The 12,680-nt window shown below is 58.8% G+C and carries 12 protein-coding genes; all 12 read left to right on the top strand.

The window, feature by feature from the left end; genetic code table 11:
* Window positions 1-10: 10 nt before the first annotated feature.
* The 12 genes from ACNSOI_RS07345 to ACNSOI_RS07400 all read left to right on the top strand — a co-directional run bounded on the left by ACNSOI_RS07345 (window position 11) and on the right by ACNSOI_RS07400 (window position 12,593).
* Window positions 11-1,249: a sensor histidine kinase gene (locus ACNSOI_RS07345; protein ID WP_420195477.1), complete on the top strand. Its 1,239-nt coding sequence runs from the start codon at window positions 11-13 to the stop codon at window positions 1,247-1,249.
* A gap of 25 nt (window positions 1,250-1,274) precedes the next feature.
* Complete coding sequence (locus tag ACNSOI_RS07350; RefSeq protein WP_106695390.1) at window positions 1,275-2,732, top strand: sigma-54-dependent transcriptional regulator; 1,458 nt, start codon at window positions 1,275-1,277, stop codon at window positions 2,730-2,732.
* Between the two features lie 251 nt (window positions 2,733-2,983).
* Entirely contained in the window at window positions 2,984-3,352 is a 369-nt protein-coding gene (gene fliE / locus ACNSOI_RS07355; protein ID WP_072677674.1) for a flagellar hook-basal body complex protein FliE, read from the top strand.
* A gap of 15 nt (window positions 3,353-3,367) precedes the next feature.
* Window positions 3,368-5,071, top strand: coding sequence for a flagellar basal-body MS-ring/collar protein FliF (gene fliF / locus ACNSOI_RS07360; protein WP_106695391.1), 1,704 nt, complete (start codon window positions 3,368-3,370; stop codon window positions 5,069-5,071).
* The gene (gene fliG, locus ACNSOI_RS07365; RefSeq protein WP_106695392.1) at window positions 5,064-6,110 is read left to right on the top strand and encodes a flagellar motor switch protein FliG; all 1,047 of its coding nucleotides are present in this window, start codon (window positions 5,064-5,066) and stop codon (window positions 6,108-6,110) included. Before fliF ends, fliG begins: the two co-directional genes overlap by 8 nt.
* Window positions 6,110-7,000, top strand: a complete 891-nt coding sequence (locus tag ACNSOI_RS07370) for a flagellar assembly protein FliH (protein WP_286922431.1) — start codon at window positions 6,110-6,112, stop codon at window positions 6,998-7,000. Before fliG ends, ACNSOI_RS07370 begins: the two co-directional genes overlap by 1 nt.
* On the top strand, window positions 6,981-8,372 hold the full coding sequence (gene fliI / locus ACNSOI_RS07375; protein WP_420195478.1) for a flagellar protein export ATPase FliI: 1,392 nt from the start codon (window positions 6,981-6,983) through the stop codon (window positions 8,370-8,372). The genes ACNSOI_RS07370 and fliI overlap by 20 nt, the downstream gene beginning before the upstream one ends.
* Complete coding sequence (fliJ, locus tag ACNSOI_RS07380) at window positions 8,372-8,815, top strand: flagellar export protein FliJ (protein WP_106695395.1); 444 nt, start codon at window positions 8,372-8,374, stop codon at window positions 8,813-8,815. The genes fliI and fliJ overlap by 1 nt, the downstream gene beginning before the upstream one ends.
* A 133-nt stretch (window positions 8,816-8,948) precedes the next feature.
* Window positions 8,949-9,254 carry an STAS domain-containing protein gene (locus tag ACNSOI_RS07385; RefSeq protein WP_058090171.1) on the top strand — a complete coding sequence of 102 codons (306 nt, stop codon included), beginning with the start codon at window positions 8,949-8,951 and terminating at the stop codon, window positions 9,252-9,254.
* A complete protein-coding gene (locus tag ACNSOI_RS07390) occupies window positions 9,229-11,022 on the top strand; it encodes a SpoIIE family protein phosphatase (RefSeq protein WP_420195479.1) in 1,794 nt (597 codons plus the stop codon). Before ACNSOI_RS07385 ends, ACNSOI_RS07390 begins: the two co-directional genes overlap by 26 nt.
* Window positions 11,015-11,365: an Hpt domain-containing protein gene (locus tag ACNSOI_RS07395; RefSeq protein ID WP_106695397.1), complete on the top strand. Its 351-nt coding sequence runs from the start codon at window positions 11,015-11,017 to the stop codon at window positions 11,363-11,365. The genes ACNSOI_RS07390 and ACNSOI_RS07395 overlap by 8 nt, the downstream gene beginning before the upstream one ends.
* Before the next feature lie 85 nt (window positions 11,366-11,450).
* Window positions 11,451-12,593: a flagellar hook-length control protein FliK gene (locus ACNSOI_RS07400; RefSeq protein WP_420195480.1), complete on the top strand. Its 1,143-nt coding sequence runs from the start codon at window positions 11,451-11,453 to the stop codon at window positions 12,591-12,593.
* The last annotated feature ends 87 nt before the right edge of the window (window positions 12,594-12,680 follow it).

A 12,680-nucleotide genomic window follows, 5' to 3' on the forward strand; every position in this document is an offset into this window, starting at 1 on the left:
GGGGAAGGTTATGAGTCACGCACGCGTTGCCATGGAATCCGGTCACCAGAAGTCAGGTGCCAATGCCGCTGCTGATGTTAATGACAAGGTCACCGCTCTGTTTCCACAACAGGGTGATGAGGCCGTGGACTCTGCGCTTGAGTTGTTTAATCGCATGTCCCGGCAGATTACCGACTCCTACCGAACCCTGGAATCCCGCGTAAACCAGCTTTCCGGTGAACTCTCCCACGAGACGCTTCAGCGTCAACAGGAGTTGGAGGAAAAGGAACAGTTGGCAGACCGGTTGTCGACTCTGCTCAAGGCCCTGCCGGCTGGCGTGGTGGTGCTGGATCAGCAAGGCGTGGTCAGCCAGTGCAATCCGGCGGCCATTGCGCTGTTGGGGGAGCCCCTGGATGGCGAGCGTTGGGTGGATGTTATCCGACGCTGCTTTTCTCCCCGCAGCGATGACGGTCACGAAGTGTCCCTCAAAGATGGCCGGCGCGTCAGCATTGAAATCCGGACCATGGAAAACCAGCCCGGCCAGTTGATTCTGTTAACCGACCTGACCGAGACCCGGCAGCTGCAGTCGCAATTGGCCCATGCCCAGCGCCTGTCTGCCATGGGCCGGATGGTGGCGTCCCTGGCCCATCAGATCCGCACTCCGTTGTCTGCCGCCATTTTATACGGCGGTCACCTGAGCCAGCCGGATCTGGACGAAGAGCTGCGTCAGCGGTGCGCTTCACGACTGATGTCGAGGTTGACTCACCTGGAGCAGCAGGTGCGGGACATGCTGATTTTCGCCCGTGGCGAAACCCGCCTGGCGGAGGAGTTGTCGGCCGGCAAGCTGGTGGCCTCCCTGTCAGCGGCCGTTGAGGGCCTGAAACCCGCCAGTGGTATTGATGTGACACTGGACAGCCGGATAGATGACCAGTGCCGATTGATGTGCAACCGCGATGCCCTGGTCGGCGCCTGCATGAACCTGGTGAACAACAGCCTGGAAGCCGGTGCCACCGACGTGCAAGTTCAGCTGGCGTCCTCCGCTCAAGGTATGGAGATACGGGTGCTGGACAATGGCCCGGGCTTTTCGAAAGAGCAGTCTGGAAGGATCACCGAAGCATTTTACACCACCAAGTCTCACGGCACCGGTCTAGGCCTGGCCGTGGTGCAGGCGGTGGTCAAGGCCCATAATGGCCGGTTTTCTATTTTCTCGCCGGAGCAGGGCGGCGCAGTGGCGACACTGCAGCTGCCGACCCTGGCCGACAGAGCATAACGAATAGACGTTGGAGGCAGATACCATGGCGAAGGCCCAGATTCTGATTGTTGAGGATGACAGGGACCTGCGGGAGGCGCTGGTCACGACCCTGGAGCTGGCAAAGTTCCGGGTGCGGGAAGCTGCCAGCGGCCAGGAGGCGCTTGCCGCCCTGGCTCGCGACCCCGTCGATATGGTGGTCAGCGACGTCAACATGCCGGGAATGTCTGGTCACGAGCTGCTGGCGGAAGTACAGCGTCATTATCCCGGGCTGCCGATGATGCTGATCACTGCCTATGGCCAGATCAGCCACGCGGTGTCTGCCATGCAGTCCGGAGCCATTGATTATCTGGTCAAACCCTTCGAGCCTCAGGTTCTGGTGGAGGCGGTCACCAGGGTGGTTGGCGGAGCAAAACCCAAATCCGGTGACGAACCGGTGGCGGAAGATCCTATCAGCAAAAGAATGTTCCAGTTGGCGGCGAAAGTTGCCGGCAGTGATTCCACGGTCATGATCTCCGGTGAGAGTGGCACCGGTAAAGAAGTGCTGGCCCGCTATATTCACCAGCAGTCGCCCCGGGCAGATCAGCCCTTTGTGGCGATTAACTGTGCCGCCATTCCCGAGAACATGCTTGAGGCCATACTGTTTGGTCATGAAAAAGGGGCCTTCACCGGTGCGGTGGCGTCGTCCCCGGGCAAGTTTGAGCAGGCCAATGGCGGCACCATCCTGCTGGACGAAATTTCCGAAATGGAGCTTGGCTTGCAGTCTAAACTCCTACGGGTGTTGCAGGAGCGTGAAGTGGAGAGGGTAGGCGGGCGAAAAACCATCCCGCTGGATGTTCGTGTCGTGGCAACCACCAACCGCGACCTGGCGGATTACGTCCGTGAGGGCAAGTTCCGTGAAGACCTGTATTACCGGCTAACGGTGTTCCCCATGCACTGGCAGCCTCTGAGGGAACGGCCGCTGGATATACTGCCGCTGGCCAAATTCCTGCTCAAGAAGCACTGCCGGAAAATGAAGCTTACCGGTATCGCCCTGGCGGAGGATGCCCGCAAGGCCCTGATCAGCCATGGCTGGCCTGGTAATGTTCGTGAACTTGATAATGCCATTCAGCGAGCGCTGGTGTTGCAGCAGGGCAATGTGATTCACGAGGGCGATTTGTGCCTGGAGCTGGGGATCACTGGCCGGGCCGATTTCAGTTCACCGGGTTTGCACAGTGTCGCACCACAGATTCATCACCAGCCGTCAGAGCCCGAACCCAGCCAGTCCGTTCCGATGGAGTCGGCACCGGAACCGCTCAGTGAAGAGCTTCACGAGGCCGGTTCACTGGGGGATGATCTGCGACAGCAGGAGTTCCGTATTATTATCCAGACGCTCAGGAAAGAACGGGGCCGTCGTAACCGGGCAGCAGAGCAACTGGGGATCAGTCCCAGAACGCTCCGCTACAAGCTGGCCCAGATGCGCGATGCCGGAATCGACCTTGAGTCCGAACTTGCGTTGGCCTAAAAGCCGTTTTTGTTTGTTGTCGAGACCTATACTCCTTCGGGCACCCTACGGGGTGCCGTTTTTTTATGCGCCTGTCCTTGCTACCTGTCTCCGTCAAATGTCCGTCACTGATTAACGCCCTCTGACATTAATGATCCTCAATCTATTGAATTAGAAAGGTAAAGTGTTCCTGGCCTGCCATTTGCTTAGTCCTCTCCATGTAACGAACAAGTGAAGCCCGAGGGCTTAGCCTGGTTAGTGTGGAGAGAAATATGGTTCAGCGTGCCGACATCAACAGCGTTCTGTCAGATATCCGTTCCCTGCGTTCCCAGATGATGCAGAACCAGCGTATTGAGCAGGATCAATCGGTTCGTGGCCGTGTTGACGGCCCGCGCAACGTTCAGGAACCCCGGGAAATTCCCAGTTTCAGCGATATGCTGGGCAATGCGGTCAACAGTGTGAATGATGCCCAGAAGCAGGCCAACGACCTGCGCACGGCTTACGACATGGGAGACCCCAATGTCGATATTACCCGAGTGATGATTGCTGCCCAGAAATCCAGTGTGTCTTTCGAGGCCCTCACCCAGGTGCGTAACCGGGTGGTACGAGCGTACGAAGACATCATGAATATGCCGATCTGATAACGGAGCACCCGCATGGCAAGCGTACCAGCACAAACCACTGCCTCTGACGTGCCGGCAACCCAGGACGCGGATGCACCTGAAAGCCGCAGCAACCTTCTGCTGGGTTTCAACCGCCTGAACCTGTTGCGACAGGTTGGCCTGATGGTCGGCCTGGCGGCCAGTGTTGCGCTGGGGGTTGCCGTGGTGCTTTGGGCCCAGGAGCCCAACTACCAGCCGGTTGTGGGGGATCTCTCTGCCTACAACCCTCAGGATGTCACGACGATTCTGGACAGCAATGGCATCAAGTACCGTATGGACCCGCGCACCGGCGCGCTTCTGGTTCCCTCCAATGAAGTTCATAACGCCCGCCTGAAACTGGCCGCCGAAGGGGTAACCGATCGGCGCACCATCGGTTACGAGTTGCTGGATCAGGACCGGGGGCTGGGTACCTCCCAGTTCATGGAAACCATCAGTTATCGCCGTGGTCTCGAGGGTGAGCTGGCCCGCACCATCGCCACCATGCGTGGTGTGCGCAATGCCCGGGTACACCTGGCCATTCCCGAGCGTTCGGTGTTTATCCGCGATGCCCGGGAGCCGACGGCGTCGGTGTTCCTGGAAGTGTTTGCCGGTCGCCGGCCCGAACAGGAACAGATCCGTGCCATTGTTAACCTGGTCGCCGGCAGCGTGCCGATGATGAGCCGGGAACAGGTCACGGTGGTGGACCAGAACGGCAATCTGCTGACCGGGGACGAAACCCGGGCCAATGCCGACCAGATGAAAGACCAGTACGAGTATACGGCGCGGGTTGAAGACCGCCTGACGCGCCGGGTGGCGTCAATGATTGCGCCGATTGTCGGCAATGGCCGCTTCCGCACGGAAGTCACCGCAGATCTCGATTTCTCCGCCGTGGAACGGGCGGAAGAACTGTACAACCCGGAACAGCAGGCGGTGCGCAGCGAACGTGAGCTGAGCGAACAACGCGGTGCCGGCGCGAATGGCGGTATTCCCGGTGCGCTCAGCAACCAGCCCCCGGGCAATGCAACCGTGCCCGAACAGGTAGCGGGCCAGGAAGGCGATGGTGCTCCGGCGGCACCTCCGGTGAATGTGCGTCGTGAATCCACCCGAAACTACGAACTGGACCGCACCGTCAGCTATACCCGTCAGCAGTTGGGCGGTATCAAGCGGGTAACCGTTGCTCTGGCAGTGGATGACATGAAGGTGGTGAACCCGGAAACCGGGCAGGTTAGCTACGAGCCCTGGCCGGAATCCGAACTTCAGCGCCTGAGTATGCTGGTGCGGGATGCGGTCGGTTACTCGGCAGCCCGAGGCGACAGTGTGACGGTGATGAACACGGCGTTTTCACCGGAAGATGCGGTGGAGTTTGACACGCCGGGATTCTGGGAACAGCCCTGGTTCTGGGATCTTATGAAACAGATTCTGGCCGGTCTGGTGATTCTGATTCTGGTGTTAGGCTTGTTACGGCCCACGCTCAAGAGCCTTTCTGGCGCGGGAACCAGAGAACGCGGTGATGATTCCGATAGTGGCGGCTATGGTGGCCTTGACAGCATCGAGGGCGGCGACGCTCTCAGAGACGCCATGTCAGCCCAGGATGATCTGCTTTTGCCGGGTGCCACAGACAGTTATGATAGGCAATTGAATGCTCTCAAAGGCCTGATTGCGGAAGACCCGGCCAGGGTTGCTCAGGTCATGCGCCAGTGGGTGAATGTCGATGACTGAAGAGAATGCTCAGTTCCAGGGGGATAATGCCCCCAGAAAACAGCAGCGCAAGATTCCGCGTGTGGAGCAGGCGGCCATACTGTTAATGTCCCTGGGTGAAGCAGACGCCGCCGAGGTGCTCAAACACATGGGCCCGAAAGAAGTCCAGCGCGTAGGCGTTGCCATGGCCCAGATGAGGGACATCAGTAAAGACGACGTTACCTTTGTGTTGAACCAATTCGTCGAGGCCGTGGGCGGCCAGACCGGGCTCGGGGTTGGTAACGACGATTACATCCGGGCCATGCTGACCCAGGCCCTGGGCGATGACAAAGCCGCCAGCCTGATTGACCGGATCCTTGTGGGTGGCAATACCACGGGCCTGGATACCCTGAAATGGATGGAGCCACGGGCCGTTGGCGATATTATCCGTTACGAACACCCACAGATTCAGGCCATCGTCATTTCCTACCTTGATCCGGACCAGGCCGCCGAAATTCTGGCAACCCTGGATGAAAAAGTCCGGCTTGATGTCATGATGCGAGTAGCCTCTCTGGAAAGCATCCAGCCCCAGGCCCTGCAGGAACTCAATGACATCCTCGAAAAACAGTTCTCTGGCGGTTCCGCGGCCCAGACCAGCCGAATAGGCGGTGTCAAGCGGGCGGCGGATATCATGAACTTCATGGACCGTGGCATTGAAGGCAACCTGATGGACTCCATCAAGGACATGGACCCGGACCTTGCCTCCACCATTGAAGATCTGATGTTTGTCTTCGACAACCTCAAGGAAGTGGACGACCGCGGCATTCAGGCGCTGCTCCGGGAAGTATCTTCGGAAGTGCTGGTGGTTGCGCTCAAGGGCGCTGATGACGCAGTTCAGGATAAGATCTTCAAAAACATGTCCAAGCGCGCTGCTGAGCTTCTGCAGGACGATCTGGAAGCGAAAGGTCCGGTGAAAGTCAGCGAAGTGGAAGCTGCCCAGAAGGACATCATTACCGTGGCCCGCCGTATGGCAGAAGCCGGTGAGATATCCCTCGGCGGTGCCGGTGAAGAAATGATGTGATGAAAGATTCAGACCAGGACACCAAGCGTATTCCAAAAGAACAGCTGACCGCCTGGGAACGGTGGGAACTTCCCCTGCTTGATGAGCGGGGCAATCAGGTGGTTCAAGAGCAGGAAGTTAAACCGCTGACGGCGGGGGATCTTGAAGAGATTCGCCAGGCGGCCAGGGAAGACGGCTTTCAGGAAGGCCGGGAGGCGGGTTACCAGGACGGCTTCGAGAAAGGTCGAGCGGACGGTCATCAGCAGGGGCTTCAGGCCGGTGAAGCAGAAGGTCGGGAACAGGGCCAGCAGCAGGCCGAAGAAGCGACTCGAAAGGAAGTGGAATCCCGGGTTGATCGCCTGGAGCATTTGCTGGGTGAGCTATTGTTGCCGATCCAGCGTCATGAGGAAGAGTTGGAATCTGTCTTGGTCAACCTGACCACGGTGCTGGCCAGGGCGGTGGTATACCGGGAGCTGAGCCTGGACTCTTCCCAGATTCGCCACGTGGTCCGTAAGGCCCTCGCGGCCTTGCCTTCCACCGCGGACAACCTTCGAATACATATTCACCCGGATGACCTTGAGCCGGTTCGCGAAGTGGCCGAACGGTTGGAGGTCAGCCCCTCGATCATCGAAGACGACACCCTGATGCCTGGCGGATGTAAAGTAGAGTCCCGCCACAGTCTGGTGGACTACACCGTTGAAAAACGCTTTCAGCGGGCGGTACAGGGAATGCTTGAGGAGCAGTTGAGTAATCACGCCGGCGCCGAAGATGAAGAGCTGGGTTCAATCATGGGGGACCGGAGCGATTTTCATCGGGACGTCCTGAGCGAATCCGACATGACCAGTCCCGAGACCGATTTGCAGAATGCCGCACCAGAGCAGGGCGAGGACGATGACCTACCGCCTGGCTGACCGCCTGCGCCAGCTGGAAGGCGCCATTGTCGCTGAACCCAAACCTGAATTGTCTGGTCGACTGACCCGCATGGTGGGCCTGACGCTCGAGTGTGTTGGCTGCCCGATGGTGGTGGGTGATCGTTGCATCATTCAGGGTGAAGGCAGCGGCAGTGTGGAAGCAGAAGTGGTTGGCTTCGAGGAAGACAAGGTTTACCTGATGCCGCTAACGGCCATCGAAGGCTTGAAGCCCGGCGCCAGGGTGATTCCACTGTCATCGGCCAGCCTGGTGCCGGTCGGCCCGCAAATGCTGGGGCGGGTAGTGAACGGTGCCGGCGATCCGTTGGATGGCAAAGGGCCTTTGCAGGCTGAGGCCAGGGTCCAGCTGACTGGAGACATCATTAACCCACTGAACCGGGCTCCCGTGCGCCAGTCTATGGATGTGGGTATCCGGGCGATCAACGCCTTGCTGACCGTGGGCCAGGGCCAGCGGCTGGGGCTGTTCGCCGGCAGCGGTGTGGGTAAAAGTATGCTGCTTGGCATGATGACCCGGTTTACCGACGCCGATATCACCGTGGTTGGCTTGATTGGTGAGCGGGGCCGGGAGGTCAAGGAGTTCATTGAGGACATTCTGGGCGAGGAAGGTCTGGCCCGCTCGGTTGTGGTGGCTGCACCGGCGGATGATTCACCGCTGATGAGGCTGCGGGCCGCCATGCTGACCACCCGTATTGCCGAGTACTATCGTGATCAGGGTAAACGGGTGCTGCTGTTGATGGATTCTCTTACCCGTTATGCCCAGGCCCAGCGAGAAATCGCCTTGGCCGTGGGGGAACCGCCGGCTACCAAAGGCTATCCGCCCTCGGTCTTCGCCAAATTGCCACAGTTGGTTGAACGCACCGGTAACGGACGCCCAGGTGGTGGCTCCATCACCGCTTTTTACACCGTTCTGACCGAAGGCGATGACCAGCAGGATCCGATTGCCGATGCTGCCCGGGCGATTCTGGATGGACATATTGTGTTGTCCCGCCGGTTGGCCGAAGAGGGCCATTACCCGGCCATCGATGTGGAAGCGTCTATCAGTCGAGTAATGCCTCAGGTTACCGAGGCCGAACATTTCTCCCGCGCCCAGCGGTTCAAACAGGTGTATTCCCGTTACCAGCAGGCTCGGGACCTGATTAGCGTGGGTGCTTACGTCAAGGGCTCTGACCCTGAAACCGACTTTGCTATTCAGCACATCGGTAATATGCGGCAATTCCTGCAACAGGGGCTGAACGAGTCCGCCCCCTTGAGCGAGAGCATAGAGCAGTTGCTGGACGTGGTTCCGGAGCGCCGCTCGCCAGAACGGCGCAAGACCGCCGTCCATAACCCCGCCGCTGAGCGTGGTGAAGGTTGATGTTGCGCTCCAGGCGGCTGGAACCGGTACTCGCCCTGGAAGAACGAAAGGAGCAGGAAGCCCTGGAGCGCATGGGTGAGGCCCGCAAGCAGGCTGAAGCGCATCGGGAGCAGGTGGAGAACCTCGAACGCTATCAGCAGGAATACCGTGACCAGATCCGTGCCAACCAGCAGGGGATAGTGCCCGTGGCTCGCCTGCAGGCCTGGCAAGCCTTTATTGCCCAGCTCGATCAGGTGATTGCCCAACAGAACCGCCAGTTGCAGCAGGCCGAGCAGGTGTTCGAGGTTCGCCGCAAAGAGTGGCAGCAGGCCTGGGAGAGGCGTCGGGGTATGGAAAAGTACATTGAATCCTGCCGCCAACAGGAACAGCGGGACCAGGACATGAAGGATCAGAAGTTGGCGGATGAAGCCGCTGGCCGCGCCTTCACCCGCCGAAACCGATGACATGCCGGGTTGATCTCAATCAGTAATGTCAGATGCATTTTTCGCTAACTTGGCTATGCTTACCCAGATACGGTACAAGCTGAACGGGGAGAACTGCCATGATCGTTGAACACAGGGGCCGGGGGGTGACGGAATGCCAATAGAAACTCGCCGGAGTGACGACGGTCAGACTCTGACAATCCGGGTAGAGGGCCGTTTTGATTTCAGCACTCATCAGGCCTTCCGTGACGCTTATGAGCACAGTGATGCCAGCGTCAACCGTTATGTGATCGATCTCTCCGACACCACTTACCTCGACAGCTCCGCCCTGGGTATGTTGCTCCTGTTGCGGGACCATGCCGGTGGAGACAGTGCCAGTATCTCAATCGAGAACTGCAATAGCGATGTCCGGCGCATCCTCTCTATCTCCAATTTTGAGCAACTCTTCAGCATCGGCTGAGGCCGACGCCCTGAAGGTACTGATCGCTGAAGACAGCGACAGTGACCGGCTGATCCTCTCTGCCCTGGTTCGGCGACTTGGTCATCAGGTTGTTGAGGCCAGGGACGGCGTAGAGGCAGTTGCCCTGTTCTGTGATCAGCAGCCGGATATTGTCCTGCTGGATGCGCTGATGCCCAGAATGGATGGCATGGAGGCGGCCCGGCAGATCAAGGCCCTGGCCGGTGAACGTCTAGTCCCCCTGATCTTCCTGAGTTCTCTGTCCGATGCCAGTGAGCTGGCCCGTTGCCTGGAGGCTGGGGGTGACGATTTTCTGGTGAAACCCTATAACCGGGTGATCCTGGAAGCCAAGATCAATGCCTTCAATCGCATGCGCAAGATGCACCAGGTGTTATCAGACCAGCGGGACCAGATCCGCCGGCAGCATGAACAACTGGTAGAGGAACAGATGGTCGCTCGGCGGGTATTCGACAACGTTGCCCATACCGGATGCCTGAATGCCCCCCATATTCGCTATCACGCTTCCCCGCTGTCTGTCTTCAATGGTGACGTACTGTTTGCGGCGGAACGTCCCGGGGGCGGTACATTGATTTTTCTGGGAGATTTCACTGGCCATGGCTTGCCCGCGGCCATCGGTGCCATGCCCGTTGCCGAGATTTTCTACGGCATGGCAACCAAGGGGTTTGGCGCGGCGGACATTCTCTCTGAGATCAATCGAAAGCTGAAAAAGATCCTGCCGGTGGGGATGTTCTGTTGTGGGGCCATGCTGGATGCTGATTTCAAGCTGGGCCAGCTGCGCGCCTGGAATGGCGGATTGCCGGATGGCTGGTTGGTGCGTGCCAATGGCAAACACCTGACCATCCCCTCCCGGCATTTGCCGTTGGGTGTCCAGGCCCCCGATCAGTTTCAGGCCTCCATGACGGTACTGCCTGTGCAACCTGGTGACCAGGTTGTCATCATGACTGATGGCTTCTCGGAGTCACGGAATGTCCGGGGTGAGCAATTCGGGGAAGCAGGCGTACACCGGGTTCTGGCGGATCTTGATCCACCAAAGGAGCCCTTTGATGCGTTGATGGAGCACATCCGGATGTTCACCGGAAAACCGGATGCCGCGGATGATCTGACGCTGTGTGCGCTGGAAATCATTCATCACGAACAGCTCCAGGCACGGAATGACCGGGCGCCGGAATCGGCGCTGTCCGGGCCGGTCGACTGGCACTGTGTCTATGAAGTGCGAGAGCGAACGCTAGCGGATTTCAATCCGCTACCCCTACTGCTCCACATTTGTATGGAGGTCCCTGGTCTTCGTCGCAAGAGCGGTGAGGTTTACACCCTGTTGTCCGAGCTCTACAACAACGCCCTGGAACACGGCGTGCTCGAACTGCCGTCGGATTGGAAAACATCCCCCGACGGATTTGGCCACTACTACAAAGAAAGAAGACGTCGACTGGCCCATACCAACGGCCACTATATCCGGTTTGCCCTGAGCCATCAGCCCACGGATACCGGCGGTCGGTTGCATGTGGTTTGTGAGGATAGCGGGCAGGGCTTTGATTTTGAGAGTTATTCTGAGAAGGTGTTGGAACAGAGGTTACCGCCCGGTACACGCTACGCGGGCCGCGGCCTTGAACTATTGCGCCGGATGACCCGGCAGTTGAGGGTGCATGGGCGCGGCAATCATGTAGAAATCGTTTATGATTGGGAGTCAACCGCACTCGCCGACAATGCGCCTTCCGGCCACAACGATACGCAGAGGATTGCAGATGACTGACAAACCACATCTTGACGAAGAGGCGTTGGCTGAATTGCAGGATGTCATGGAAGATGAGTTTGAAGTATTGATTCAGACCTATCTGGCAGACTCGCGAACGCGCCTGGACAGCCTCAGGCAGAACCTGGAAGCAGGCGACGCCGATGCCTTCGCCAAAACGGCCCACAGTTTCAAGGGCAGCTGTATCAATATCGGTGCTCCGTGTCTCGGGGCATTGTGTATGGAGGCGGAGCAGGCGGGTAAAGCTGGCAACCTGGATGAAGCAGAACCCATTGTAGAAGCCATAGAGGTGGAATTCTCAGAGGTAACCACACGGCTGAAATCTTTCGGTGAATCAACCTGAGGCTTGTTCTGGCATCTCTTTTGCAATCTTCCACTCAGAGCCCGATTGCGGGCAATACAGGTTGATAAAGCGGCAAGAGGTTGCCATGCAGCAGATGATTCTTCCCCAGGCGCCAGCTCCGGGGGCACAGAAGGACACAGCGACCAACAAACCGGCGGGCAATCGGGATTCCGGCTCTGAGTCGCGGTTTGACGAGGTATCCCGCGCGGAAAGAAAGCGTCTGGACCAGAAGCAGGCAGATCGACAGGATCAGAACCGCGCGGTTCAGGACAAGCGCGAAGCCCGGCGTGCCGACAAGAAAGACGCCAATGCGCCCAAAGAGTCCGCTGCCTCGGAAAGTGCCGACAAGCCGGGCTCCCCGGTTACAGAGGCTAAAGAGCCCGGTTCACAGCGCACTGCGGCCAAACAGGAAGAGCCTTCTCAGATCGACTCTGTGCCGATGACGTTCGCAAGCCTGCAGTCCTTGCTGGTGCCCGCAGGCAATCCCTTGCCGGCTACCGATGCCGATCCCCTGATGAATCCCGCCCTGATGCCGATGGCTGGCATGCAAGGCGCCATCAATGGCCAGAACGGACAACAAGGCCCGGCGACCACCGCCATGAATCTGAGTACGCAATTAACCGACCTGTTGTCTGCCGGCGTGGCTGGTGAGAGTGCAAGACCGGTTGATCCCGCCAACCTGTTGTCGGCCCCCAGATTCCAGGCAACCCTGGAGGTTGCTTCACAACAGGCAGCGCAACCCGCACGGCTGGCGGCAGAGGCCGCTTTGCCCCTGAAGGGGTATGCCACATCGGTGGAAGTGCCCGTGGGACAGGCGGAATGGGGCGACAAGGTGATGGGCAAGCTCAGTTGGCTGACCGCCCGAAACATGTCCGTGGCAGAAATTCACCTGACGCCACCGGATATGGGACCGATGGAGGTAAAGGTTCGGGTACAGAATGACCAGGCCAACATCACCGTGCATGCCGCCAACCCGGTTGTACGGGAGCAGCTGGAACTCAACTCCCACAGGCTGCGGGATATGCTGGGGGAGCAGGGTTTGTCTCTGAGTCAGTTTGATGTTTCCGACCAGCCCGGCAGGCAGGGTGGTGAGCAGGGAGATGGTTCCGGAGAGCATGCGTCGGCTGGTGAGAGTGGCGGGCAGTTGACCGGAGATACTGATGAGTCCCTGCAAGAGATGGCTGGCCTCGACCTGGGCTGGAAGGGTGAGGTGGATGTGTTTGCCTGATTTTGTTCGTTTTCTGACCGCTTTCCGTTAACTCTCCAATCCTCTTTGCCCATCCCCTCCGGCAACGCTAAACTGCGGTTCTGAACC

It is taken from the genome of Marinobacter sp. GH_1, assembly GCF_048595985.1.
Lineage (GTDB): Bacteria > Pseudomonadota > Gammaproteobacteria > Pseudomonadales > Oleiphilaceae > Marinobacter > Marinobacter shengliensis.

Coding starts and splice junctions, on each gene's coding strand:
- fliJ (WP_106695395.1), top strand. CDS start 8,372: ATGTTGCGCTCCAGGCGGCTGGAACCGGTACTCGCCCTGGAAGAACGA.
- ACNSOI_RS07345 (WP_420195477.1), top strand. CDS start 11: ATGAGTCACGCACGCGTTGCCATGGAATCCGGTCACCAGAAGTCAGGT.
- fliF (WP_106695391.1), top strand. CDS start 3,368: ATGGCAAGCGTACCAGCACAAACCACTGCCTCTGACGTGCCGGCAACC.
- ACNSOI_RS07385 (WP_058090171.1), top strand. CDS start 8,949: ATGCCAATAGAAACTCGCCGGAGTGACGACGGTCAGACTCTGACAATC.
- fliG (WP_106695392.1), top strand. CDS start 5,064: ATGACTGAAGAGAATGCTCAGTTCCAGGGGGATAATGCCCCCAGAAAA.
- ACNSOI_RS07400 (WP_420195480.1), top strand. CDS start 11,451: ATGCAGCAGATGATTCTTCCCCAGGCGCCAGCTCCGGGGGCACAGAAG.
- fliI (WP_420195478.1), top strand. CDS start 6,981: ATGACCTACCGCCTGGCTGACCGCCTGCGCCAGCTGGAAGGCGCCATT.
- fliE (WP_072677674.1), top strand. CDS start 2,984: ATGGTTCAGCGTGCCGACATCAACAGCGTTCTGTCAGATATCCGTTCC.
- ACNSOI_RS07370 (WP_286922431.1), top strand. CDS start 6,110: ATGAAAGATTCAGACCAGGACACCAAGCGTATTCCAAAAGAACAGCTG.
- ACNSOI_RS07350 (WP_106695390.1), top strand. CDS start 1,275: ATGGCGAAGGCCCAGATTCTGATTGTTGAGGATGACAGGGACCTGCGG.
- ACNSOI_RS07395 (WP_106695397.1), top strand. CDS start 11,015: ATGACTGACAAACCACATCTTGACGAAGAGGCGTTGGCTGAATTGCAG.